Source organism: Agromyces mediolanus (assembly GCF_044917495.1).
GTDB lineage: Bacteria > Actinomycetota > Actinomycetes > Actinomycetales > Microbacteriaceae > Agromyces > Agromyces mediolanus_B.
Genome location: NZ_JAVSSI010000003.1, coordinates 268,247 through 291,380, shown reverse-complemented (window position 1 = coordinate 291,380; position 23,134 = coordinate 268,247). Strand labels below are relative to the sequence as shown.

Genomic DNA, 23,134 nt, shown 5'->3' with positions numbered 1-23,134 from the left:
CAGAGATTCGAATTCAGCAAGTCCGGAATCGAACAGGTATTCGAGTCTCCGAATGGACGAGCGCCCCCGGAAAACAGACGACCCCGGAAACGGACGATCCCGGACAAAGGACGGTCTCGAGGAACAGGCGATCCCGGGAAAGTCGACGGCCCCGGAAATGCGAAAGGGCCGGATCTTTCGATCCGGCCCTTTCGACCCACGTGCGCGAGGGGGGACTTGAACCCCCACGCCCTATACGGGCACTAGCACCTCAAGCTAGCGCGTCTGCCAATTCCGCCACCCGCGCGTGGTTTCCCGCTGATCTCTCAGCGGGCCGTAGAAGACATTAGCACGGTTTCGGAGGGCTGTTTGACCACTCCGGGGCCCAGCGGCATCCGTGTTCGGGAAAGCGCAGATCACCCGGCGGAAACCCGTCTTCGGCCCCCGCAGCGCGGGCAACTCCGGGGGAGTGGGGAAGAACGAGGCGGGCACGATAGCGTGGAGCGCATGGCCGAGGCAGCAGCGACGAACCCCGACGAACTCGACGAGACGGCGAGCATCGCGCAGGAGCTGATCCGCTTCGACACCACGAACTACGGCGAGGGCCGCGCGAACGGGGAGCGGGAGGCCGCCGAGTACGTCGAGGCCAAGCTCGCCGCCCTCGGTCTCGCCCCGCAGATCTTCGAGTCGGCGCCCCGCCGGGCGAGCGTCGTCGCCCGGGTGCCCGGGCGGAACCCGGAGAAGCCGGCCCTCGTCCTGCACGGGCACCTCGACGTGGTCCCGGCCGATCCGCGCAACTGGAGCGTCGACCCCTTCGCGGGCGAGGTGCGCGACGGCATGCTCTGGGGACGCGGCGCGGTCGACATGAAGGACATGGACGCCATGATGCTCACGGCGCTCGGCGACCTCCTCCGCAGCGGCCGCCAGCCCGAGCGCGAGCTCGTCGTCGCCTTCTTCGCCGACGAGGAGGCCGGGGGCGACTACGGCGCCCACTGGATGGTCGAGCACCACCCCGAGCTCTTCGCCGGCGCCACCGAGGCGATCAGCGAGGTCGGCGGCTATTCGATCACCGTCGGCGGCACCCGCGCGTACCTCCTGCAGACGGGCGAGAAGTCCCTGCTCTGGGTGCGCCTCGTCGCGCGGGGGACCGCGGCGCACGGCTCGCGCCTGATCCACGACAACGCCGTCACGAAGCTCGCCGAGGCGGTCGCACGCATCGGGCGCACCGAGTGGCCGCTGCGGCTCACCGGGACGACCACGGAGCTCCTGGCGGCGATCGCGGGCGTCCTCGGCGTCGATCCCGAGCAGGTCTCGCCCGACGAGCTCGCCCTCGCCACCGGCTCGGCATCCGGCTTCATCACCGCGACCCTCCGCACGACGACGAACCCGACGCTGCTCGAGGCCGGATACAAGCACAACGTCATCCCCGACCGGGCGGAGGCGCTCGTCGACATCCGCACGCTCCCCGGCGAGGAGGAGCAGGTGCTCGCCGCGATCCGCGAGCTCGCGGGCGAGGACGTCGAAGTCGAGATCGTGCACCGCGACGTCGGCCTCGAGGCATCCACCACCGGTCCGCTCGTCGACGCGGTCGCCGGCGCCATCGCCCGGCACGACCCCGGAGCGCCGGTCTTCCCGTACCTGCTCTCGGGCGGCACCGACAACAAGGCGCTCTCCCGGCTCGGGATCGCCGGCTACGGCTTCGCACCGCTCCGCCTCCCGGAGGGCCTCGACTTCCCGGCGATGTTCCACGGCGTCGACGAGCGCGTGCCGCTCGACGCGCTCGCCTTCGGGCACCGCGTGCTTCGCGACCTGCTGCTCGAATACTGAGCCCTCCCACGGAGGGGGCTTACGATCGTCTCCGTCGCCGCACGCCATCGACCGAACGGACACACGACACGTGATCGAAGCCCTCATCCTCGGGTTCGTCCAGGGACTGACCGAGTTCCTCCCCATCTCCTCGAGCGCGCACCTGCGCATCCTCGGCGAGCTGCTCCCCGGGGCGCAGGACCCGGGGGCCGCCTTCACCGCGATCACCCAGATCGGCACCGAGGCGGCCGTCGTGGTCTTCTTCTGGCGCGACATCGTGCGGATCATCTCGCACTGGTTCGGCTCCTTCACCGGCCGGGTGCCCCGGAACGACCCGGACGCCCGGATGGGCTGGCTGATCATCGTCGGCTCGATCCCGATCGTGGCGCTCGGCGTCCTCTTCCAGGACGAGATCGAGACGACGTTCCGCTCGCTCTGGATCGTCGCGACGATGCTCATCGTCTTCGGCGTCATCCTCGGCCTCGCCGATTGGGCAGGCCGCAAGACGCGCACCCTCGAGCAGCTGAACGTGCCCCACGGCATCCTCTTCGGCCTCGCCCAGGCACTCGCCCTCATCCCCGGCGTCTCGCGCTCCGGCGGCACGATCTCGATGGGGCTCTTCCTCGGTTACGAGCGCTCCGCCGCGGCGCGCTACGCGTTCCTCCTGGCGATCCCCGCCGTGTTCGGCTCGGGCTTCTACCAGCTCTTCAAGAGCATCGGCGAGCCGAGCGTCTACGGGCTGGTCGAGACGGGCGCCGCGACGCTCGTCGCCTTCGTGGTGGGACTGCTCGTCATCGCGTTCTTCATGAACTACATCTCGAAGCGCAGCTTCCTGCCGTTCGTGATCTACCGGATCCTGCTCGGCGGGCTGCTCTTCGTCCTGCTCGGCACGGGCGTGCTGAGCGCCTGATCCGGGAGGGCGGACCTCGCCGGCGCTTGGGGAGCGCTCAGCCCTCGCGCGGCCGCCAGGGCTCGTCGCCGGCCGGACCGTCGCCGCGACGGCGCAGGTAGCGCTCGAACTCCTTCGCGATGGCCTCCCCGCTCGCCTCGGGAGCGTCGACCGCGTCGCGCGCCTCCTCGAGCTGGGCGATGTAGGCGGCCATCTCGTCGTCGTCGGCCGCGAGCGCGTCGACCCCAGCCTCCCAGGCCTTCGACTCGGCTTCGAGCGAGCCGCGGGGGATCGACAGGCCGGTCAGCTCCTCGAGCTTGCCGAGCAGGGCCAGCACCGCCTTCGGCGACGGGGCGTTGTGCACGTAGTGGGGGACCGAGGCCCAGAGCGAGACCGTCGGGATGCCGGCCCGCTCCGCCTGGTCGGCGATCACGCTGAGGATGCCGACGGGGCCCTCGTAGCTCGAGCGCTCGACGCCGAGCGAGGCGCGCACCTCGGGGTTCTCGCTCGACGCGAAGACCGCGAGGGGGCGGGTGTGCGGCGCGTCGGCGAGCATCGCACCGAGCAGCACGATGCCGTCGATGTCGGCCGCGAGGGCGGCGTCCACGAGCTCCGCGGTGAACGCCTTCCAGCTGCGCGCCGGCTCGGCCCCGAGGAGCACGTGCAGGTGCTCGGCGCCGGGCCCGCTCACGGGCTCATCGGCGCTCTCCGCGTCGGGCTCTCCGCCCGGGCCGAGCAGGGCGGCCCCCGGCCACTCGATGCGGCGGACGCCGTCGTCGCCCGCGACGATCGACGGGCGCGAGAATTGGAAGTCGAAGTACAGCTCCGGGTCGACCGCGGCGCGCTCGACGAGCCCCAGCCGGCCGACGAGGAGCTTCGCGGCCCCGGTCGCGGCCTCACCGGCGTCGTTCCAGCCCTCGAACGCCACGACGAGGAGTCGCCCGCCTTCGAATCCGACCGGATGGTCCACTGGCGTCGCCCCGCTTCCATGCCCCGGACGATCCGGGTTCGATTCCACAATAGGCGCTGCCCGTAGACTTGCCCGTTGTGACCACTCGCCTTCCCGCCGCCGTCCTCTGGGATATGGACGGCACGCTCGTCGACACCGAACCCTACTGGCTCCGCGCCGAGGCCGAGCTCGTCCGCTCGTTCGGCGGCGTCTGGACCGATGAGGACGGGCTGCAGCTCGTCGGCGCCGGCCTCTGGGACTCGGCCGCCGTGTTCCAGCGCGCGGGGGTGGAGCTCACCGCCGACGAGATCGTGCAGCACCTGACGGGGCGCGTGCGGGAGCAGATCGTCACCGACGGGGCGCCGTGGCGCCCCGGGGCCCGCGAGCTCCTCCGCGACATCCGCGACGCCGGCGTCCCCACCGCCCTCGTGACGATGTCGCTCCGCTCCATGGCCGAGGACATCGTGGCGGCCACCGGGTTCGAGGCGTTCGACGTCCTCGTCGCCGGCGACATGGTCGACCACCCGAAGCCCCACCCCGAGCCTTACCTCCGCGCCGCCGAGGCGCTCGGCGTCGACATCGCCGCGTGCATCGCCTTGGAGGACTCGCCTCCGGGCGTCGCCTCCGCGGTCGCGTCCGGCGCGTTCGCCGTCGGCATCCCGCACATCGCCTCGCTCGACGAGAGCGACGCCCACGTCCTCTGGCCGACGCTCGCGGAGCGCTCGAGCCTGCACCTGTTCGAGGCTGCGAGCGCCCACCTGGCCGCGCGCCCCGACGCCGATCGGTCCGAGGAGGCCAGCGCGTGAACGAGAGCCGCGGAGAGCGGAGCGGACCCTTCCGGGTCGGCGACCGCGTGCAGCTCACCGGCCCGAAGGGCCGGATGCACACCATCACCCTGGAGCCCGGCAAGGTCTTCCACTCGCACAAGGGCGGCATCGCCCACGACGCCGTCATCGGCCTGCCCGACGGCTCGGTCGTCGCGAACGAGGTCGGCGTGGAGTACCTTGCGCTCCGGCCGCTCCTGAGCGACTTCGTCATGTCGATGCCGCGGGGCGCGGCCATCGTCTACCCGAAGGACGCCGCGCAGATCCTCGCGCAGGCCGACGTGTTCCCCGGCGCCACCGTGGTCGAGGCGGGCGTCGGATCCGGGGCGCTGTCCCTCTGGCTGCTGCGTGCGATCGGACCGGAGGGCCGGCTGCACTCCTTCGAGCGCCGCGACGAGTTCGCCGACGTGGCCCGCGGAAACGTCGCGACCTTCCACGGCCGCGATCCGGAGAACTGGTCGATCACGCTCGGCGACCTCGCCGAAGCCCTGCCCGAGACGGTCGCCGACGGCTCGGTGGACCGCGTGGTGCTCGACATGCTCGCGCCGTGGGAGTGCATCGGCGCGGTGTCGCGGGCCCTGAAGCCCGGCGGTGTCGTGCTCTGCTACGTGGCCACCGTCACTCAGCTCTCCCGGGTCGCCGAGGCCATCCGGGCCACGGGGGAGTACACCGACCCCGACGCGAACGAGACCATGGTGCGCGGCTGGCACGTGCAGGGCCTCGCGGTCCGTCCGGACCACCGGATGATCGCCCACACCGGCTTCCTGATCACCGCCCGCCGGCTCGCCCCCGACACGATCCTGCCCGAGCTCAAGCGCCGCCCCTCGAAGACCGAGTTCAGCGACGAGGACGTGGAGGCCTGGACCCCTGGCGCCCTCGGCGAGCGGACCGTCAGCGACAAGGCGCTCCGCAAGCGCGTCCGCGCCGCCGACACCGCGGCCGGCCACGCCCGCGCCCCCATCGACGAGGCCCCCGGCGATGCCGGGTAGGCTTTCAACGCTCACCGCCTCGCCGGCGGAATCCGTGACCGTGCCCCAGAATCGAGGATCCGTGCGCTCGTCTCTCGCGCTCATCGCCACCGGCGTCGTCGTCGTCGCCCTCACCGCCTGCTCGACCGGCCCCGCGCCGCTCGCGAGCCCGGGCGCCTCGACCGAGGCGGTCACCGTCACCGGCGAGCTCGGCTCCGAGCCGAAGGTCGAGTTCCCCACGCCGCTGACCCCGACGAAGACGCAGTGCGAGGTGCTGACGGAGGGCGAGGGCGACCGCATCGCCGACGGCCAGCTCGTCGAGGCGGCCTTCGTGGTGTACGACGGCGGCACGGGCGAGCGCGTCGGCGGCGCCGGCTACGAGGGCGCCGGCGGCACGCCGCTGGTCCGCGGCACCACCCAGTCGAATCTGGCCCTCGACAAGGGCCTGAGCTGCGCGCGCGAGGGCTCGCGCGTGCTCATCGCCGCGGCCGACTTCGACGCGTTCGGCACCGGCGAGGCGACTCCCGGCGCCGACCCGGAGAACGGCGCGATCATCGTGCTCGACGTGCTCCGCGCCTTCCCGACGAAGGCCACGGGCGCCCCGCAGCTCACCCGCGACGGCTTCCCGGCCGTCGTGCTCGCTCCCGACGGCACGCCCGGCATCACCGTCCCGAAGACGGATCCGCCCGCCGATGCGAAGGAGCACTCGCAGGCCGAGACGCTGAAGGCCGGAAACGGCCCGGCCGTCGCGGAGGGCGACACCGTGATCGTGCAGGTCACCGGCGTGAACTGGGACGACAACTCGGTGCTGCCGGGCTCGACCTGGGAGGCCGGGCAGCCGAGCGCGGTGCTCGCGACGAGCGACGTGACGAAGACGTCGACCCTGCCCATCGGCGCGGTCTCCGCGTTGATCGGCGCGAAGGTCGGCTCGCAGATCGGCGTGATCGTCCCGCCCGCCGAGGCGATCTCGACGAGCAGCCAGGCGCCGTCGCAGTCCGCCCAGTTCTTCGTCATCGACATCCTGGGCGTCGTCTGAGCCGCGCGCGCCGGCGCGCCGCCGCCGGTTCAGTATGATCGCTGCTGTGGCGGAGAAGTCTCGGGGAACGCCCCGCATCCAGGTCGAGGACCGCCTCTTCAGCCTCGTGCTCGCGCTGCTCGCGACCGAGACCGGGCTGCTGAAGTCGGAGATCCTGTCGACCGTGCGCGGTTACGCCGAGCGCTACGACCCCGCGGGGGCGAACGCCAGTCTCGAGCGGCAGTTCGAACGCGACAAGGACGAGGTCCGGGAGCTCGGCATCCCGCTCGAGACGATCGAGTCGCCCGACCGCCCGGGCGACAACCAGTCCCTGCGCTACCGCATCCCGAAGGGCCGCTACGACCTGCCCGACGAGGTCACGTTCACTCCCGACGAGCTCGCGCTGCTCGGCCTGGCCGCCGAGGTGTGGCGCGAGGCATCCCTCTCGTCCGACTCGCAGCGCGCGCTCACGAAGCTCCGCGCGCTCGGCATCGAGCCGCGCGAGCCGGTGATCGGCTACGCCCCGCGCCTCCGGGTCCGGGATGCCGCGTTCGAACCGCTGCGGCAGGCCCTCGACCGCCGGCAGGCGGTGTCGTTCCGCTACTTCAAGCCGGGGGAGCCGGCCCCGAGGCTCCGCCGGGTGGAGCCGTACGCCGTCGTGCTGCACGAGGGGCGCTGGCACCTGCACGGGCGCGACCGCGATGCCGCGGGCCTGCGCACCTACCTGCTCTCACGCATCGTCGGCCCCGTCGAGGTGCTGCCCGGCGTCGCCTTCGACGCGCCGCCCGCCGATGTGCAGGACCGGATCCTCGGCGAGCTCGAGGCGCTCCGGCTCCAGCACACCGCGGATCTCGCGGTGAGCGCCGGCAGCGACGCCGAGGTCAGGCTCGGCAAGCGCGCCGCCCTCCGGGACGACGACCAGGGCGTGATCAGCCTGCACTACACCGATGCCGAGATCCTCGCCGACGAGCTCGCCGCCTACGGGCCCGAGGTCCGCGTGCTCGCACCGGCGACGCTCCGCGACGCGGTCCGCGCGAGGCTCGCGATCGTCGCCGAGGCGCACGACGGGGGAGCGGACGCCTGATGGTCGCACGGAAACCGCTGCGAGCGTCCGACAAGCTCGTCTTCCTCCTCTCGTTCGTGCCGTACCTGCTCGAGCGTCGCGTCGTCGACGTCTCGGAGGCCGCGGAGTACTTCGGGCTCAGCGAGGCCGAGATCCGCGACGCCGTGCGCCTGATCGCCACCTCCGGGCTGCCGGGCGAGACGGGCACCTACCAGCCGAACGACCTGTTCGACATCGACTGGGACTCCTTCGAGGACGACGACGTGATCGTCATCGTGCACCACGTCGCGATCGACGACGCCCCGCGCCTCTCCGCCCGGGAGGCGAGCGCGCTCATCGCCGGCCTCCAATACCTCTCGGCGTCGCCGGAGAACGCCGGCAGCGTCCGGCTCGCAGCGCTCCTCGAGAAGCTCCGGCTCGGCACGACCGGCGCCCCCACGCAGCTCGCCGTCGCGGAGTCGGAGGCGGATGCCTCCCTCGCCCGGATCCGAGAGGCGGTGGCCGCGGGCCGCCAGCTCGAGTTCGACTACCGCAACGCCCTCGGGGAGCGCGCGCGGCGCCGGGTCGACCCCCTCCGGATCGCCTCGCTCGGCGCCGACTGGTACCTGCAGGCCTACGACCACGGGCGCGAGGACATGCGGAACTTCCGCATCGACCGGATGACGGGGCTGCTCGTGAGCGAGCTCCCGATCGACGACCACAGCGGACGCGAGCTGCCCGACACGCTCTTCCACGGCTCGGAGAACGATCTCGACGTCGTGGTCGATGTGGCGGAGGACACCCTGCCGCTCCTCGCCGACTACCTGGCCGACTCGAGCAGCGAGCCGGCGGGCGACCGGCTGCGGGTGACCCTCCGGGTCGCGCACTACCACGGCCTGAAGCGTCTCATCGCGGGGCTCCCGGGACTGGTCACCGTCGTGGCGCCGCCGGAGGCGCGCGCCGCGGTCGCCGAGTGGGCCCGCGCCGGACTCGCCGGCTACGACGGACCGGACGTCCCGAGTGGCGACTCGCCCGCGGGGCCGACCGGCTAGACTGTTCACCACGAGTTTCCGAACATTGGACGAGCACCCATGTTTCAAGGTTTCACCGGCTGGCACGCGCTGATCATCCTGGTGGTCATCCTGCTGCTCTTCGGCGCGCCCAAGCTGCCCGCCCTCGCCCGCAGCCTCGGCCAGTCGATGAAGATCCTGAAGAGCGAGGTGCGCTCCGACCAGACCGGCGACGAGGCCGGCGACGGCACGGCGAAGTCCTCCGAGGAGCAGTCCAAGGCCGGAAGCGCAGACTCCGGCAAGAACGGCTGATCTCGCGTGACCGCGGTGAGAGAGCGCGGTGAGAAGAACCGCGAGAAGCGGATGTCTCTCGGCGCGCACCTGATCGAGCTTCGCAAGCGGCTGTTCATCTCGGCCATCGCGATCGTCGTCGGCGCGATCGGCGGCTGGGTTCTCACCGACCTCTTCGTGTGGGATGCGATCCAGGAGCCGGTGGACCGGGTCGCCGAGGCGACCGGCAAGCAGGCGGAGATCGTGTTCCCGACGATCGGCAGCGCGTTCGACCTGCGCCTGCAGATCGCGTTCACGATCGGCATCGTGCTCTCGAGCCCGGTCTGGCTCTACCAGATCTTCGCGTTCCTCGTCCCCGGGCTGAACACCCGCGAGCGCAAGTTCACGCTGGCGTTCTTCGCATCGGCCATCCCGCTCTTCCTGCTCGGCTGCGCCGCCGGCTGGTTCGTGCTGCCGAACATCGTGAAGGTCATGACGAGCTTCGTGCCCGACAGCTCGCCGGCGTGGCTCACGGCGAAGGAGTACGTCGACTTCGTCCTGAAGCTCGTGCTCGCGATCGGCGTGGCCTTCGTCGTGCCGGTCTTCATCGTGCTGCTGAACTACGCGGGCATCTTCAGTGCGGCGGCGATCCTCAAGGCGTGGCGCGTCGCCATCCTCGTGATCATCCTGTTCACGGCGATCGCGACCCCGTCGGCCGACGTCGTGTCGATGTTCCTCCTCGCGATCCCGATGATCCTCCTCTACTTCGTCGCCTGGTTCCTCTCATTCCTCCACGATCGCCGTGTCGCGAAGCGGAATGCCGCCGAGTTCGGAGCGGCTGTCTAGGCTGGACTGGTGACGAACCCCTCCCCGTCGGAGCGGTACGCGCTCTCGCGGCAGCAACGCAGGCAGCCACGGATCGCGGAGTTCCAGGCGACGATCCGATTCGACCTCGATCCGTTCCAGCGCGCCGCCTGCGGGGCGCTCGACGAGGGTCGCAGCGTGCTCGTCGCCGCGCCCACCGGCGCGGGCAAGACGATCGTCGCGGAGTTCGCCGTGTTCCTCGCGATGCAGGAGTCCGGCGACAAGGTCTTCTACACGACCCCGATCAAGGCGCTGTCGAACCAGAAGTACCAGGAGTTCGTCGACGCCTGGGGTGCCGACCAGGTCGGACTGCTGACAGGCGACACGAACGTGAACTCGAGCGCGCGCATCGTCGTGATGACGACCGAGGTGCTCCGCAACATGCTGTACGCCGACTCGCCCCTCCTCGACCGGCTCGCGTACGTGGTGATGGACGAGGTCCACTACCTCGCCGACCGCTTCCGCGGGGCCGTCTGGGAAGAGGTCATCATCCACCTCCCCGAGGCGGTGCGGCTCGTCTCGCTGAGCGCGACCGTCTCGAACGCCGAGGAGTTCGGCGACTGGCTCCAGGCCGTGCGCGGCGACACCGACGTCATCGTGTCGGAGGAACGACCGGTGCCGCTCGAGCAGCACGTCCTCGTCCGGCAGAAGCTCCTCGATCTCTTCGATTCCTCCGGTCAGGCGGCGACCCACCGCGTGAATCCGGAGTTGAAGCAGCTCGCCCGGGCGAGCGGACGGTCCCTCGGCGGGCGCTCGCAGCGCGGGCAGCGGGGGAGCGACCGGGGCCGCTACCATCGCGGCCAGCAGGGCGGCCAGGGGAGCGGACGGATGGACCGCCCGGAGCTCGTCGCGATGCTGCAGCAGAAGCACCTGCTGCCGGCGATCGTGTTCATCTTCTCCCGTGCCGGCTGCGATCAGGCCGTCCGCCAGCTGCTGCGGAGCGGCCTCCGACTCACCGAGGCGCACGAGCGGGACGAGATCCGCAAGATCGTCGAGGCGCGCGTGCGCACCTTCCGCGACGAGGATCTCGCGGTCCTCGGCTACTGGGAGTGGCTCGAGGGGCTGCAGCGCGGCGTCGCGGCCCACCACGCGGGCATGCTGCCGGCGTTCAAGGAGATCGTCGAGGAGCTCTTCCAGCAGAAGCTGCTGAAGGTCGTCTTCGCCACGGAGACGCTCGCCCTCGGGGTCAACATGCCCGCCCGTTCGGTCGTGCTCGAGAAGCTCGAGAAGTTCAACGGCGAGGCCCGGGTCCCGATCACGCCGGGGGAGTACACCCAGCTCACCGGCCGCGCCGGGCGCCGGGGGATCGACGTCGAGGGCCACTCCGTGATCCAGTGGGTCGAGGGCCTCGACCCCGAGGCGGTCGCGGCGCTCGCCTCGCGTCGCAGCTACCCGATGAACTCGAGCTTCAAGCCGACGTACAACATGGCGGTGAACCTCATCGACCAGTTCGGTCGCGAGCGGACCCGGCAGATCCTCGAGCTCTCCTTCGCGCAGTTCCAGGCCGACCGGGCGGTCGTCGATCTGGCGCGGACCCTGCGCAAGCAGGAGGAGTCGCTCTCCGGCTACGAGCAGGCCATGCGCTGCCATCTCGGCGACTTCGCCGAGTACGCGGGCATCCGCCGGAAGATCGCCGAGCTCGAGCGCTCGCAGGCGAAGGGCAATCCGACCCACGCGCAGCGCGAGCGGATGCAGCGCGAGATCACCGGCCTGCGGAAGGCGCTCCGCGCGCACCCCTGCCATGGCTGCGCGGAGCGCGAGGCGCACGCCCGCTGGGCGGAGCGCTGGTGGCGGCTGCGCAAGGAGCACGACCAGCTGCAGTCGCAGATCCGTACCCGCACCGGGCAGGTCGCGAAGCGCTTCGACCGGGTGACGGAGGTGCTCGAACGCCTCGGCTACCTCGAGCGCGACCGGCACGGGGCTCTCGTCTCGACGCCGGACGGACGCATCCTGAAGCGCATCTACGGCGAACGCGACCTCCTCGTGGCCGAGTGCCTCCGTCGGGGCCTCTGGACGGAGCTCGACGCCCCGGGCCTCGCCGCGATGGCGGCGGCGCTCGTCTACGAGCCCCGGCGCGACGATCGCGGCGTCGAGTACCGGCTTCCGCGCGGCGGATTCCGCGAGGCCTTCGCGCGGACGAGCGACGTGTGGTCCGAGCTCGACGACCTCGAGCGGGATCATCGCCTGAACGGCCCTGAGCAGCCGTCTCCCGCGCTCGCGCAGGCGATGCACGCCTGGGCTCGGGGTGTGCCGCTCGGCGTCGTCCTGGAGGACATCGAGCTCGCCGCCGGAGACTTCGTGCGGCTGACGAAGCAGGTGATCGACCTGCTCGACCAGATCTCGATCGTGGCCGACTCCGCGCTCGCCGTCCGCGCCCGCGACGCCATCGACGGGGTGCGGCGCGGCGTCGTGATCGACACGGTCGTGTCGTGACCCGCTCCGCTCCCGCGGACGCGGCCGACCCACAGCTTCCAGCGCCTAGGATCTCCCTCGTGCCCGACCGCCCCCGTCCGCTCCTGCCCTGGTGGGCCGCGCTTCCCGTCGCCGTCGGCGCCGCCTTCGTCTACGACCTCGGCTTCCCGGGGGCGAGCATCTGGCCCCTCGCGTTCGCCGGCATCGCCCTCGCCCTGCTGACGCTCATCGGGCGGAGCATCGGCGGGGCGCTGCTCATGGGCTACGTCTTCGGCGCCACCTTCTACCTCGTCGACGTGTCCTGGACGGGCCGCTACCTCGGGCCCATCCCGTGGCTCGCCCTCTCCCTCTTCGAGGCGGTGTTCGTCGCCGTCGGTGCGCTCGCGATCGCCCTGGCGTACCGGTGGATGCCCCGAGCCGCCCCCGGCCGGTTCGGACGGCTCGTCGCGCTCCCCGCGCTCGTGGCCGGCCTCTGGGTGCTGCGGGAGAACGTCGTCGGCTCGGTGCCCTACGGCGGCTTCCCCTGGGCACGGGCCGCGCTCAGCCAGTCGGAGAGCCCGTTCGCGGAGCTCGTCTCCTGGGGCGGCTCGACCGGGCTCGGCTTCGTGATGGTCTTCCTCGTCGCGGCCGCGATCGAGTGGGTCCGCGCCCGAGCCTGGGCCGATTGGCGGGGCGCGCTGCCCGTCGCCGCGACGCTCGTCGTCGCACTCCTGCTGCCGGCCTGGCCCACGACGCCGAACGGCGAGCTGCGCGTCGCGAGCGCGCAGGGCAACGGCCCCGCCGGCTACTTCGACGAGCGCGAGCCCGGCGAGGTCTTCCGCAGTCAGCTGGAAGCGACGGAGCCGATCCTCGACGCCGAGGACGTGGACGTGCTGCTCTGGCCCGAGGGCTCGGTCGACCTCGATCCGCTCGGCAACCCGTCCGCGGCCGCCGCGCTGGACCGGATCGCCGAGGAGATCGACGCCCCGTTCATCATGAACGCCGTGAGCTACCGCGACGAGAAGTACTTCAACACCTCGATGCTCTGGCGGGCGGGGGAGGGCGCGACGGCGTTCTACGACAAGCGCAACCCGGTGCCGTTCGGCGAGTACATCCCCGATCGCGACTTCTACATGCTCTTCGCGCCGGATCTGATCTCGCTCGTGCAGCGAGGCTATTCGCCGGGCACCAATCCGCCGGTCTTCGATCTCGACGGCACGCTCGCCGGGCTCGCGATCTGCTTCGACGTGATCTACGACGGACTGATCTGGGAGGGCGCGCGCGACGGTGCGGAGGTGTACCTCCTCCAGACGAACAACGCCGACTTCCGCGGGACCGACGAGAACCTGCAGCAGCTCGCGATCGCGAGGCTCCGGGCCATCGAGACGGGGCGTTCGGTGGTGAACCTGTCGACGGTCGGCACGAGCCAGGTCATGAACCCCTCGGGACGCACGATCGACGGGCTCGAGGCGGATGTGCCCGGCGCGATGCTGACGGACGTCGAGTTGCGGACGGGGCTCACGCCCGCCGTCTTCCTCGGCCCGTGGGTTCCCGGCTCGATCGGCCTGCTGGCGTTCGCGGGGCTCGTCGCCGCGGGGATCGCCGCCCGGCGTCGGCGGAGCTGAAGCATCCGCGGGCCTAAAGCATCCGCGGGCCTGAAGCATCCGCTCGGCGGAGCTGAGGCATCCGCCCCGTCGTCACCCCGATCTGCTGCGGAGACGACGAACGCCCCGCTCGAGGCGGGGCGTTCCGTGGTTCGCGGGAGTCGGCGCTCAGGCGCCGATCTTCTGCTGCCCGCGACGTGCGCGCAGGTAGCTGAGACGCTCGGCGAGCAGCTCCTCGAGTTCGGGGATGGTGCGGCGCTCGAGCAGCATGTCCCAGTGGGTGCGGGCGACCTTCTCGCCGGAGCGGTCGACCTCGACAGGCTTCGAGTCCACGAGCAGCGTGGCCTCGGCACCGCAGAAGCGGCACTCCCACGTCTCGGGGAGCTCGGCTTCGGTGGAGAAGACCATCACGGTCTCGCGCTCGCAGGTCTCGCAGCGGTAGGTGTACTCGGCGCGGTCGGCGAACACCACACCGTCTTCGCTCTGCAGACTCTGCGAACCGATTCGCATGCCTCGAAGGCTCCGGTCGGCCATGGTGGGCTCCTCTCGATCGCTTACAGTTCTAAACGATCAAGCTGGGCGTTCCCTTGCCAGCGGCCGTGCAATTGTCGGGGAATTCTCAGTGTTCGGCGAGGAGCTCGAGCGCGATGTCCGCCCGATCGGTCACGATGCCGTCGACGCCGAGGGCGAGGAGCCGACGCATGTCGATCGGATCGTTCACCGTCCAGACGTGCATCTCGGCCCCGACGTCGTGCAGGGCGCGGAGGAAGCGCGGAGTGACGAGCCGGATGCCGTTCGCCCGCTCCGGGATCTGCAGCGCGTGCGCGCCGCGGAGCGCCCGGACGAGGAGGGGCCGGCTGCCGCTGAGCGCCGCCGAGCGCGCTGCGAGCACACCGGAGCCGCCCGCGGACGTGGCGACGCCGGGAAGGGCGGCGGCGAGGCGGCGACGACGGGCCTCCGAGAAGCTCGTGAGGAGCACCCGGTCGGCGGAACGAGTGCGGCGCACCGCCTCGATCGTCGGCTCGAGGGCGCCCTCGGTCTTCACGTCGATGTTGAACCGGGTCTCGCCGAAGCCGTCGAGCGCCTCGGCGAGGCTCGCGAACCCCTGCCCGTCGCCGAGCTCGACGCGCCGGAGTTCCGGCATCGTCAGCTGCTCGACGCGCACCGGGCGGCCGGCGACGCGCTCGAGCGTCGGGTCGTGGGCGATCACCGCGATGCCGTCGTGCGAGACGTGCACATCGGTCTCGACGTGGGTGACGCCGATCGCGACGGCTTTCGCGAAGGCGAGCAGCGTGTTCTCGGGAGCCTCGAGGGCGAGCCCGCGGTGCGCCAGCACACGCGGAATCCCGCCCTCGAAGTACGCCGTCGTGACGTCGTCGCTCACTGCGGAGGCTGTCCCTCCGAACGCGCGCCGGGCGCCCCGCCGGGGGTGAACGCCTTGCCGATGCCCTTCAACGCCTCGGTGAGCTCGCTCGGGACGATCCAGAGCTTGTTCGCCTGGCCCTGCGCGAGCTGCGGCAGCGTCTGGAGGTACTGGTAGGCGAGGAGCTTCGGATCGGGGTCGCCCTCGTGGATCGCCCGGAACACCGTCTGGATCGCCTCGGCCTCGCCCTGCGCACGGAGCACGGCGGCCTTCGCATCGCCCTCGGCGCTCAGGATCTCGGCCTGCCGACGGCCCTCCGCCTCGAGGATCGCGGACTGCTTCGTGCCCTCGGCGGTGAGGATCGCCGCGCGACGGTCCCGCTCGGCACGCATCTGCTTCTCCATCGAGTCCTGGATCGACACGGGCGGGTCGATGGCCTTCAGCTCGACGCGGGACACGCGGATGCCCCACTTGCCGGTCGCCTCGTCGAGCACGATGCGCAGCTGACCGTTGATGTTGTCGCGGCTCGTGAGCGCCTCTTCGAGGTTCAGCCCGCCGACCACGTTCCGGAGGGTGGTCGTCGTGAGCTGCTCGACGGCGCCGAGGTAGTTCGCGATCTCGTAGGTCGCCGCACGCGCGTCCGTCACCTGGAAGTAGACGACCGTGTCGATCGAGACGACGAGGTTGTCCTCGGTGATCACCGGCTGCGGCGGGAACGAGACGACCTGCTCGCGCATGTCGACGAGCGGGCGCAGCCGGTCGATGAACGGCACGAGCACATTCAGCCCGGGCGTGAGCGTCTTGTGGTACCTGCCCAGTCGCTCGACGACGCCCGCGTAGGCCTGGGGAATGATCCGGATCGATCGGGCGATGACGACGATCACGAAGATCGCGATCGCCGCCACGACGATCGTGACGATGATGGTGGGGACGTCGATCACGACGCGGCGCTCCTCTCTACCGGCACGACGACGGCCGTCGCGCCATCGATGCCGGTGACGAGAACCTTCTCGCCGACCGCGACATCGCGCTGTTCGGTGATGGGGGAGAGCCTGGCCGTCCAGGTCTCACCGTTCTGCAGGCGGACCTGTCCGCCGTTCTGGGTCACGGTGCTCACGACCGCGCCGTCGGCGCCGATGAGCGCGTCGATGTTGCTCCTGGCCGGGTCGCCACCGCGTCTGAGCCTGCGGAGGAGCGGCGGCCTCAGTGTGAAGATGAGGACGACGGCGACGATCGCCGCGACCAGGAACTGGACCCACCAGGGGATGCCGAAGGCGCCGGAGACCAGGCCGGCGACGCTGCCGAGCGCGAGCATCAGGAACGTCATCTCGAGGGTGAAGACCTCGATGGTCGCGAACGCGAGGATCAGCACGATCCACGCGATCCAGGCGTACTGGGTCAGTACATCCACTTTCCTTCTCCTTCGAACGCCCCATTCGAAACTAGCAGCCCGGCTCCGGCATACGGGGATTGATATCCTCGGGTTCGGCGTCCGTTCGGCCGCCCGTATCGACCCCCGAGGAGTCCGCCAGTGACCAGCCCGCTCGCCCCCGCTTCGCTCGACGGCAAGGTCGCGCTCGTGACCGGTTCGTCCCGGGGCATCGGCGCCGACACGGTGCGGTACCTCGCCGCCGCCGGCGCCGCGGTCGTCGTGAACTACCGCAGCAAGGCGCCGCGCGCCGACAAGGTCGTCGCCGAGATCGTGGAGGCCGGCGGCCGTGCCATCGCCGTCGGCGCCGACCTCACCGACGCCGCCTCCGTCGCCGCGATGTTCGAGCGCACGGTCGAGGAGCTCGGCCGCGTCGACATCCTCGTGCTGAACGCCTCCGGCGGCATGGAGAGCGGCATGGGCGAGGACTACGCCATGCGGCTGAACCGCGACGCCCAGCTGAACGTCGTCGAGCAGGCCCTGCCGTTCCTCGCCGACGGCGCGCGCATCGTGTTCGTCACGAGCCACCAGGCGCACTTCATCCGCACCACGCCGACCATGCCCGAGTACGAGCCGGTCGCGCTGTCGAAGCGCGCCGGCGAGGACGCGCTCCGCGCGAAGCTGCCCGAGTTCGACGCCGCGGGCATCGAGTTCGTCGTCGTCTCCGGCGACATGATCGAAGGCACCATCACCGCGACGCTGCTCGAGCGCGCGAACCCGGGGGCGATCGCCGCCCGCCGCGAGGACGCCGGCCGCCTCTACAACGTCTCCGAGTTCGCCGCGGAGGTCGCGCAGGCCGTGCTCGACCCGATCCCGGCCGAGCACACCCGCCTCGTCGGCGACGTCTCGGGCTTCGCCCCCGAAGCCTGACGGGCGGCCCAGGCCACGACGAAACGGCCGGTGGCGGCAGCGAGGGTTTCGCGCCCGGCCGTCGACGTCCCTGCTCGGATCAGGCGGTGACGCCCTTGCCGAAGGTGAACGCGCGCACGATCTGCACGATGCCGAGCACGATGAGCGCGACGCCCGCGAAGATGAACAGCACCACGGCGCCCCAGAGCGGCGAGAACAGCAGCACGATGCCGGCCACGACGCTCAGGATGCCGAAGAAGATCGCCCAGCCCTTCGAGCCGGAGTCGCCCGACTGCACGAGCGCGACGATGCCCTCGACGATCCACAGGATGCCGACGAAGAGGCCGAGGAACAGCCCGAGGATCACGGCGGACTCGCTGGGGTTCGCGAGCACGATCACGCCGCCGATGACGAAGAGGACGCCGAGGATGATGTCGAGCGCCCTGGCTCCGCCCGAGATCCCCTTGGAGAAGATGCCGAGGCCGAGGTAGGCGAGGCCCGCGATGATGAAGTAGATCCCGAACAGGATCGTGATCACGACGGCGGAGTTCTTCGGCCAGAAGGTGATCAGCAGACCGAAGATGAGCGCGACGGCACCGGAGATGCCCAGGGTGGCGCGCACCGTGTTGATGGCGGACTTCGTCAGGTCCTTCGCATCGAGCGAGAACGAGGCGAAGACGCCGTCCGACTGGGGCGTTGACATGAGCAGTTCCTTTCTCACGACTGGGAGATACGGGGCCAGGCTAGGCCTCCCTGGAAGCTGAGTGTCGGATGTGAAGCCGCGCGTCGCGATGCGACCCCGCGCGACGCGCGGTAGTCCGGGCCGGGCAGGTGCCGGTGTCGGCGGACTACGCTAGCGTCGCTTCACGTGCAGGGGAGTGGTCGACCGGGGCTCGACCGCCCCACGACGTCGACGGGAGACGAGTGACCGAGCAGTCGGGGGAGTCGGAGCGCGCGCAGCAGCGGCTCGCCGATCTCGCGCGTCTGCGCCGGGTCCGCGACCGCATCGACCGCGAGTACGCGCTGCCGTTGAACGTCGACGAGCTCGCCCGCGGGGCGAGCATGTCGGCCGGCCATCTCAGCCGCGAGTTCAAGGCGGCGTACGGCGAGTCCGTCTACAGCTACCTCATGACCCGGCGGATCGAGCGGGCGATGGCGCTGCTGCGCCGCGGAGATCTCAGCGTCACCGAGGTGTGCTTCGAGGTCGGCTGCTCATCGCTCGGCACGTTCAGCACCCGCTTCACCGAGCTGGTCGGGGTGTCGCCGAGCGCCTTCCGCGCGCAGGTGTCCGGGCCGCTCGAGGGGGTGCCGTCGGTCCTCGCGAAGCGCGCCACGAGACCGATCAGGAATCGAGAAGCGCGCCCGAATCCGCAGCGGCTAGCGTGACGACCATGGACATCTCGATTCAGTACACCTTCCTTCCGCACACGGATGCCGAGGCATCCCTCGCCTTCTACCGTGATGTGCTCGGCCTCGAGCTCCGCAACGACGTCGGCTACGACGGCATGCGCTGGCTGACCCTCGGCGCGCCCGAGCAGAGCAACTCGGTCGTGCTCTACCCGCCGAACGCCGACCCCGGCATCACGGAGGAGGAGCAGCGCACCATCGCCGAGATGATGGCGAAGGGCACGTTCGCGAGCATCGTCCTCGCCGCCGCCGATGTCGACGCGGCGTTCGACCGAGTGCAGGCGAGCGGGGCCGAGGTCGCCCAGGAGCCCATCGACCAGCCGTACGGCGTCCGCGACTGCGCCTTCCGCGACCCCGCGGGCAACATGGTCCGCATCCAGCAGCCGAGCTGAACGACGCAGCCGATCCGACCCCAGACCTCACGCCCTACGATCAGTAGCCAAAGCCGACCCGCCGAGTGATGGAGCACGCATGACCGACGCCGCCACGACCGAGCACGCCGCCGACCAGCACGAGCGCATCCGCGTCCGCGGCGCCCGCGAGAACAATCTGAAGGACGTGAGCGTCGAGCTGCCGAAGCGGAGGCTCACGGTCTTCACCGGCGTCTCGGGATCGGGCAAGAGCTCGCTCGTCTTCGACACCATCGCGGCCGAATCCCGGCGCATGATCGACGAGACCTACAGCGCATTCGTGCAGGGCTTCATGCCCTCGGTGCCGCGACCCGACGTCGATGTCCTCGAAGGGCTCACCACCGCGATCATCGTCGACCAGGAGCGGCTCGGCGCGAACCCGCGCTCGACCGTCGGCACCGTCACCGACGCCAACGCGATGCTGCGCATCCTCTTCAGCAAGCTGGGCCGGCCGTACATCGGCGGCCCCACGGCGTTCTCGTTCAACATCCCGACGCAGCGGGCGAGCGGGGTGATGACCGGGCCCGGCGGCGAGAAGAAGATCGTGAAGGACGCCATCTACCTCGGCGGCATGTGCCCGCGGTGCGAGGGCCGGGGGCAGGTGTCCGACCTCGACCTCTCGCAGATCGTCGACGAGACCAAGTCGCTCAACGAGGGCGCGATCATGGTGCCGGGGTACACGGCCGACGGCTGGATGGTGAAGGGCTTCTCCGAGTCGGGGTTCTACCCGGCCGACAAGCCGATCGCGCAGTTCACCGAGAAGCAGCGGCACCTCTTCCTCTACGGCGAGGTGACGAAGGTCAAGATCAGCGGCATCAACATGACCTACGAGGGCCTCATCCCGAAGATCACGAAGGCGATGCTCTCGAAGGACCTCGATGCGCTCCAGCCCCACATCCGCGCGTTCGTCGAGCGCGTCGCGTCCTTCGCCGTCTGCCCGGAGTGCGACGGCACCCGCCTCACCGAGGGGGCGAGGTCCTCGAAGATCGCAGGAATCAGCATCGCCGACGCGTGCCGGATGCAGGTCACCGACCTCGCCGAGTGGGTGCGCGGCCTGGAACTGCCCGAGGCGGGCCCGCTGCTCGGCGCGCTGAGCGCCAACCTCGACGCATTCGTCACCCTCGGCCTCGGCTATCTGAGCCTCGAACGCCCATCGGGCACGCTCTCCGGCGGCGAGGCGCAGCGCATCAAGATGCTCCGGCACCTCGGCTCCTCGCTCACCGACGTGACGTACGTCTTCGACGAGCCGACCATCGGCCTGCACCCGCATGACATCCAGCGCATGAACGGCCTGCTCGAGCGGCTCCGTGACAAGGGCAACACCGTGCTCGTCGTGGAGCACAAGCCCGAGACCATCGCGATCGCCGACCACGTCGTCGACCTCGGCCCGGGCGCGGGCAGCAACGGCGGCGAGATCTGCTTCGAGGGCGACGTCGACGGCTTGAAGCGGAGCGGCACGCTCACGGGACGGCACCTCGACGATCGCGCGACGATCAAGCCGGAGGTCCGCACGTCCGATGGGGCGATCGAGATCCGGGGCGCGAACGAGCACAATCTCCGCGACGTCGACGTCGACATCCCGCTCGGCGTGCTCACCGTCGTGACCGGGGTCGCCGGCTCCGGAAAGAGCTCGCTCATCCACGGCTCGGTCGCGAAGCGCCCGGGAGTCGTCTCGATCGATCAGGGCGCCATCAAGGGCTCGCGCCGCAGCAACCCGGCGACCTACACGGGATTGCTCGAACCCATCCGCAAGGCGTTCGCGAAGGCCAACGGCGTGAAGCCCGCGCTCTTCAGCGCGAACTCCGAGGGCGCGTGCCCGAGCTGCAAGGGCTCCGGCGTGATCGTCACCGAGCTCGGGTTCATGGACACCATCGAGACCCCGTGCGAGGACTGCGGAGGCAAGCGGTTCCAGGCCGGGGTGCTGGAGTACAAGCTCGGCGGACTCGACATCACCGAGGTCCTCGATCTGCCGGTGGCGCAGGCGCGCGAGTTCTTCGCGAGCGGGGAGGCGAAGATCCCGGCGGCCGTCGCGATCCTCGGCCGCCTCGCCGATGTCGGGCTCGGGTACCTGACGCTCGGGCAGCCGCTGTCGACACTCTCCGGCGGCGAGCGTCAGCGCATCAAGCTTGCGATCGCGATGGGGGAGACGGGCGACATCTACGTGCTCGACGAGCCGACCACCGGTCTGCACCTGGCCGATGTGGAGAACCTGCTCGGGCTCCTCGACCGGCTCGTCGACTCGGGCAAGTCGGTCGTCGTCATCGAACACCATCAGGCGGTGATGGCTCACGCCGACTGGATCATCGATCTCGGTCCCGGGGCCGGACACGATGGCGGACTCGTGGTGTTCGAGGGCACACCGGCCGAGCTCGTCGCATCCAAGTCGACGCTGACCGGGCAGCATCTGGCCGAGTACGTCGGGGCGTAGGCGTCGGCGTCGCGACCCCGGACTCCAGCGAGCGAAGGCCGACTTCGTCCCGCCGTCAGAGCCTGCGCGTCAGCTGTCAGAGCCTGCGCGTCATCTGGATGCGGCGCCCGTACGCGTCGAGACCCAGCGCTGCTTCGATGGGAGGAAGACGGCGCTCGAAGTCGGATGCCGGCTCGGCCTCGATGAAACCGTGCTTCGCATAGAACGGGCCGTTCCAGGGCACGTCGGCGTAGGTGCGGAGCGTCAGCGCTCGATGGCCGCGCGACGCCGCCTCCGCGACCGCCGCGTCGAGGAGCAGCCCGCCGATCCCGCGGCGCCCGCAGTCGGGACGCACCGAGAGCTGCTCGAGATGCGCCTGTCCCTCGATCTCGAGGACGTGCGCGAAGCCGACGATCGGCGGCGACTCGCCCGTTAGGTCACTCGACTCGGCCACGAGCGTGAACCCGGGAGCTGCGGCACGCGCTTCAGCGGAGGTCTCCGGGGGCCAGTCGCTCGCGTGGAATCGGTCGATGAACAAACGATCCGCGTCGCGTTCGATCTCCTCGGTCGCGGCGAAGTCAGACGCCGAAGCGAGACGTACGGTGCAGCTCATCCTCCGACGCTATCGCGGTCATCGACCGAATCGGAGAAATTACTACCAGAACGGAACAAATCTGAGTAGGATCTGGCACACGGAACGGGGGAGCGGCATGGAACTCATCGCATGGCTCGGCGGCTTCATCGCACTGCTCGCAGCGGGAACTGCACTGCTCGCGCTCCGCTCGCGTCGTACTCGCGGCCGGCCTGGAGAGCAGGATGCGACGATCACGGGGGAGCGCACGCACAGCGACGCTCTCGCGGCCGCGCACACCGCCGGTGAAGCGCTCGGGCCGCATTGAGCGAGCCCGGGCATCTGCTCGTCTCGGCGAGCTACTTCTTCGAGAGCGTCGAACGCGCGCGGGAACTGGGATTCGACGCACGGGCGCACCATCTCGTCGACCAGGCGCGCATCCCAGGCGCAGATTGGCGCGAACGGCAACGCCGACTAGACCAGGTGCTCGGAGATGCCGTTCAAGCGGCGACCGTCCTGCAGCCTCCAAGAGGAGGCGACGGCATCGAGCTCGTACTGCGAATCAGCTTCATCTCCGACGGGACCGAGCAGCTCGGCTATGCGCTCACGAGCGAGTTCCTGCACACGTGGGCCGAACTCGGCGGAGCCATCCACATCGACAGCTGAGCGCGCATGCTCTGCATCAGTCGTCGCTCGCGACTGCGCTCGTCTCGGAGAATCGGCCGGGGTGAATCGCCCCGGCGTACCAACGACCGTGAATGACCGGCAGATCGACCATTGCCTCGCCGTGAAACGGAGAGGCGTAGTCATGTCCGTAGCCAGGGCTCGAGATCAGCAGCTCGAGTAGCTCGCGGTCCGACTTCGACGTGTCGACCGCGAAGCGAACCAACTGCACCCACATGAACGTCAGTCGGTCGAGATGCACGACGTCCCAGCCGGTGATTCGCAGCGCTGCCATTCGATGAATGTAACGCCTGTCGGGCCGCCGTCGGACGGGGTAATCATGCGCCGATAATGCACATTATGTCCGAATAGGTTTCGAAGGCACGGGGAACCGCTCGCCCCTTACCCCGTGCCGTGCTCGCCT

At 70.4% G+C, this 23,134-nt stretch carries 25 protein-coding genes and 1 tRNA gene; 17 read left to right on the top strand and 9 right to left on the bottom strand.

Going from position 1 to position 23,134, the window contains the following annotated elements:
• Nucleotides 1-201 precede the first annotated feature (201 nt).
• Nucleotides 202-286 (bottom strand) — tRNA-Leu (locus tag ROT00_RS06720).
• A gap of 200 nt (nt 287-486) precedes the next feature.
• Here ROT00_RS06720 and ROT00_RS06715 point away from each other — a divergent pair.
• Nucleotides 487-1,806 (top strand): M20/M25/M40 family metallo-hydrolase, encoded by a 1,320-nt coding sequence (locus tag ROT00_RS06715; RefSeq protein ID WP_404773364.1) that lies wholly within the window; start codon nt 487-489, stop codon nt 1,804-1,806.
• Nucleotides 1,807-1,876: 70 nt separating this feature from the next.
• On the top strand, nt 1,877-2,695 hold the full coding sequence (locus ROT00_RS06710; protein ID WP_404773362.1) for an undecaprenyl-diphosphate phosphatase: 819 nt from the start codon (nt 1,877-1,879) through the stop codon (nt 2,693-2,695).
• A 37-nt stretch (nt 2,696-2,732) separates the two neighbouring features.
• Here ROT00_RS06710 and ROT00_RS06705 read toward each other — a convergent pair whose 3' ends face one another.
• A complete protein-coding gene (locus ROT00_RS06705; RefSeq protein ID WP_404773360.1) occupies nt 2,733-3,644 on the bottom strand; it encodes a PAC2 family protein in 912 nt (303 codons plus the stop codon).
• A gap of 77 nt (nt 3,645-3,721) precedes the next feature.
• Between ROT00_RS06705 and ROT00_RS06700 the strand changes: the two genes are divergently transcribed.
• From ROT00_RS06700 to lnt, 9 genes are all read left to right on the top strand, one after another.
• On the top strand, nt 3,722-4,429 hold the full coding sequence (locus tag ROT00_RS06700) for an HAD family hydrolase (protein ID WP_404773358.1): 708 nt from the start codon (nt 3,722-3,724) through the stop codon (nt 4,427-4,429).
• Nucleotides 4,426-5,436, top strand: coding sequence for a tRNA (adenine-N1)-methyltransferase (locus ROT00_RS06695; protein ID WP_404773356.1), 1,011 nt, complete (start codon nt 4,426-4,428; stop codon nt 5,434-5,436). Before ROT00_RS06700 ends, ROT00_RS06695 begins: the two co-directional genes overlap by 4 nt.
• Before the next feature lie 61 nt (nt 5,437-5,497).
• On the top strand, nt 5,498-6,451 hold the full coding sequence (locus ROT00_RS06690; protein ID WP_404773354.1) for an FKBP-type peptidyl-prolyl cis-trans isomerase: 954 nt from the start codon (nt 5,498-5,500) through the stop codon (nt 6,449-6,451).
• A gap of 46 nt (nt 6,452-6,497) precedes the next feature.
• On the top strand, nt 6,498-7,514 hold the full coding sequence (locus tag ROT00_RS06685) for a helix-turn-helix transcriptional regulator (RefSeq protein WP_404773352.1): 1,017 nt from the start codon (nt 6,498-6,500) through the stop codon (nt 7,512-7,514).
• The gene (locus ROT00_RS06680) at nt 7,514-8,524 is read left to right on the top strand and encodes a helix-turn-helix transcriptional regulator (protein ID WP_404773350.1); all 1,011 of its coding nucleotides are present in this window, start codon (nt 7,514-7,516) and stop codon (nt 8,522-8,524) included. Before ROT00_RS06685 ends, ROT00_RS06680 begins: the two co-directional genes overlap by 1 nt.
• 39 nt (nt 8,525-8,563) lie before the next feature.
• On the top strand, nt 8,564-8,794 hold the full coding sequence (tatA, locus tag ROT00_RS06675) for a twin-arginine translocase TatA/TatE family subunit (RefSeq protein ID WP_404773349.1): 231 nt from the start codon (nt 8,564-8,566) through the stop codon (nt 8,792-8,794).
• Nucleotides 8,795-8,800: 6 nt separating this feature from the next.
• Nucleotides 8,801-9,598: a twin-arginine translocase subunit TatC gene (gene tatC / locus ROT00_RS06670; RefSeq protein ID WP_404773347.1), complete on the top strand. Its 798-nt coding sequence runs from the start codon at nt 8,801-8,803 to the stop codon at nt 9,596-9,598.
• Nucleotides 9,599-9,607: 9 nt separating this feature from the next.
• Complete coding sequence (locus ROT00_RS06665) at nt 9,608-12,049, top strand: DEAD/DEAH box helicase (protein ID WP_404773345.1); 2,442 nt, start codon at nt 9,608-9,610, stop codon at nt 12,047-12,049.
• A gap of 59 nt (nt 12,050-12,108) precedes the next feature.
• The gene (gene lnt / locus ROT00_RS06660) at nt 12,109-13,632 is read left to right on the top strand and encodes an apolipoprotein N-acyltransferase (RefSeq protein WP_404773343.1); all 1,524 of its coding nucleotides are present in this window, start codon (nt 12,109-12,111) and stop codon (nt 13,630-13,632) included.
• Nucleotides 13,633-13,779: 147 nt separating this feature from the next.
• On the opposite strand, the gene ROT00_RS06655 is transcribed toward lnt, so the two are convergent.
• The 4 genes from ROT00_RS06655 to ROT00_RS06640 all read right to left on the bottom strand — a co-directional run bounded on the left by ROT00_RS06655 (nt 13,780) and on the right by ROT00_RS06640 (nt 16,385).
• The gene (locus tag ROT00_RS06655; RefSeq protein WP_404773341.1) at nt 13,780-14,145 is read right to left on the bottom strand and encodes an RNA polymerase-binding protein RbpA; all 366 of its coding nucleotides are present in this window, start codon (nt 14,143-14,145) and stop codon (nt 13,780-13,782) included.
• Between the two features lie 85 nt (nt 14,146-14,230).
• Nucleotides 14,231-14,995, bottom strand: coding sequence for a glycerophosphodiester phosphodiesterase family protein (locus tag ROT00_RS06650; protein WP_404773339.1), 765 nt, complete (start codon nt 14,993-14,995; stop codon nt 14,231-14,233).
• Nucleotides 14,992-15,915, bottom strand: coding sequence for an SPFH domain-containing protein (locus tag ROT00_RS06645; RefSeq protein ID WP_404773338.1), 924 nt, complete (start codon nt 15,913-15,915; stop codon nt 14,992-14,994). The genes ROT00_RS06650 and ROT00_RS06645 overlap by 4 nt, the downstream gene beginning before the upstream one ends.
• Nucleotides 15,912-16,385, bottom strand: a complete 474-nt coding sequence (locus tag ROT00_RS06640) for an NfeD family protein (RefSeq protein ID WP_404773336.1) — start codon at nt 16,383-16,385, stop codon at nt 15,912-15,914. The genes ROT00_RS06645 and ROT00_RS06640 overlap by 4 nt, the downstream gene beginning before the upstream one ends.
• Before the next feature lie 120 nt (nt 16,386-16,505).
• Here ROT00_RS06640 and ROT00_RS06635 point away from each other — a divergent pair, with 120 nt between their 5' ends.
• A complete protein-coding gene (locus ROT00_RS06635; RefSeq protein WP_404773334.1) occupies nt 16,506-17,273 on the top strand; it encodes an SDR family oxidoreductase in 768 nt (255 codons plus the stop codon).
• Nucleotides 17,274-17,352: 79 nt separating this feature from the next.
• Here ROT00_RS06635 and ROT00_RS06630 read toward each other — a convergent pair whose 3' ends face one another.
• Entirely contained in the window at nt 17,353-17,955 is a 603-nt protein-coding gene (locus tag ROT00_RS06630; protein ID WP_404773333.1) for an HdeD family acid-resistance protein, read from the bottom strand.
• 221 nt (nt 17,956-18,176) lie between these two features.
• On the opposite strand from ROT00_RS06630, the gene ROT00_RS06625 reads away from it, so the two are divergent.
• From ROT00_RS06625 to ROT00_RS06615, 3 genes are all read left to right on the top strand, one after another.
• Nucleotides 18,177-18,638 carry a helix-turn-helix transcriptional regulator gene (locus ROT00_RS06625; protein WP_404773332.1) on the top strand — a complete coding sequence of 154 codons (462 nt, stop codon included), beginning with the start codon at nt 18,177-18,179 and terminating at the stop codon, nt 18,636-18,638.
• Nucleotides 18,639-18,643: 5 nt separating this feature from the next.
• Nucleotides 18,644-19,051 carry a VOC family protein gene (locus ROT00_RS06620; RefSeq protein ID WP_404773331.1) on the top strand — a complete coding sequence of 136 codons (408 nt, stop codon included), beginning with the start codon at nt 18,644-18,646 and terminating at the stop codon, nt 19,049-19,051.
• Nucleotides 19,052-19,130: 79 nt separating this feature from the next.
• Nucleotides 19,131-21,497, top strand: coding sequence for an ATP-binding cassette domain-containing protein (locus ROT00_RS06615; protein ID WP_404773330.1), 2,367 nt, complete (start codon nt 19,131-19,133; stop codon nt 21,495-21,497).
• A 76-nt stretch (nt 21,498-21,573) separates the two neighbouring features.
• Here the strand turns inward: ROT00_RS06615 and ROT00_RS06610 are convergent, their stop codons facing one another.
• Nucleotides 21,574-22,089 (bottom strand): GNAT family N-acetyltransferase, encoded by a 516-nt coding sequence (locus ROT00_RS06610; RefSeq protein ID WP_404773328.1) that lies wholly within the window; start codon nt 22,087-22,089, stop codon nt 21,574-21,576.
• A 97-nt stretch (nt 22,090-22,186) separates the two neighbouring features.
• On the opposite strand from ROT00_RS06610, the gene ROT00_RS06605 reads away from it, so the two are divergent.
• Both ROT00_RS06605 and ROT00_RS06600 read left to right on the top strand, forming a co-directional pair.
• Complete coding sequence (locus ROT00_RS06605; protein WP_404773327.1) at nt 22,187-22,375, top strand: hypothetical protein; 189 nt, start codon at nt 22,187-22,189, stop codon at nt 22,373-22,375.
• Entirely contained in the window at nt 22,372-22,713 is a 342-nt protein-coding gene (locus ROT00_RS06600) for a hypothetical protein (RefSeq protein WP_404773325.1), read from the top strand. Before ROT00_RS06605 ends, ROT00_RS06600 begins: the two co-directional genes overlap by 4 nt.
• Before the next feature lie 16 nt (nt 22,714-22,729).
• On the opposite strand, the gene ROT00_RS06595 is transcribed toward ROT00_RS06600, so the two are convergent.
• Nucleotides 22,730-23,005: a hypothetical protein gene (locus ROT00_RS06595; protein ID WP_404773324.1), complete on the bottom strand. Its 276-nt coding sequence runs from the start codon at nt 23,003-23,005 to the stop codon at nt 22,730-22,732.
• Nucleotides 23,006-23,134 lie beyond the last annotated feature (129 nt).

What these genes read in the sequence shown, in the direction of transcription:
- ROT00_RS06715 (WP_404773364.1), top strand. Translation starts at nt 487, where the DNA reads ATGGCCGAGGCAGCAGCGACGAACCCCGACGAACTCGACGAGACGGCG.
- ROT00_RS06680 (WP_404773350.1), top strand. Translation starts at nt 7,514, where the DNA reads ATGGTCGCACGGAAACCGCTGCGAGCGTCCGACAAGCTCGTCTTCCTC.
- tatA (WP_404773349.1), top strand. Translation starts at nt 8,564, where the DNA reads ATGTTTCAAGGTTTCACCGGCTGGCACGCGCTGATCATCCTGGTGGTC.
- ROT00_RS06655 (WP_404773341.1), bottom strand. Translation starts at nt 14,145, where the DNA reads ATGGCCGACCGGAGCCTTCGAGGCATGCGAATCGGTTCGCAGAGTCTG.
- ROT00_RS06630 (WP_404773333.1), bottom strand. Translation starts at nt 17,955, where the DNA reads ATGTCAACGCCCCAGTCGGACGGCGTCTTCGCCTCGTTCTCGCTCGAT.
- ROT00_RS06620 (WP_404773331.1), top strand. Translation starts at nt 18,644, where the DNA reads ATGGACATCTCGATTCAGTACACCTTCCTTCCGCACACGGATGCCGAG.
- ROT00_RS06615 (WP_404773330.1), top strand. Translation starts at nt 19,131, where the DNA reads ATGACCGACGCCGCCACGACCGAGCACGCCGCCGACCAGCACGAGCGC.
- ROT00_RS06610 (WP_404773328.1), bottom strand. Translation starts at nt 22,089, where the DNA reads ATGAGCTGCACCGTACGTCTCGCTTCGGCGTCTGACTTCGCCGCGACC.
- ROT00_RS06605 (WP_404773327.1), top strand. Translation starts at nt 22,187, where the DNA reads ATGGAACTCATCGCATGGCTCGGCGGCTTCATCGCACTGCTCGCAGCG.
- ROT00_RS06595 (WP_404773324.1), bottom strand. Translation starts at nt 23,005, where the DNA reads ATGGCAGCGCTGCGAATCACCGGCTGGGACGTCGTGCATCTCGACCGA.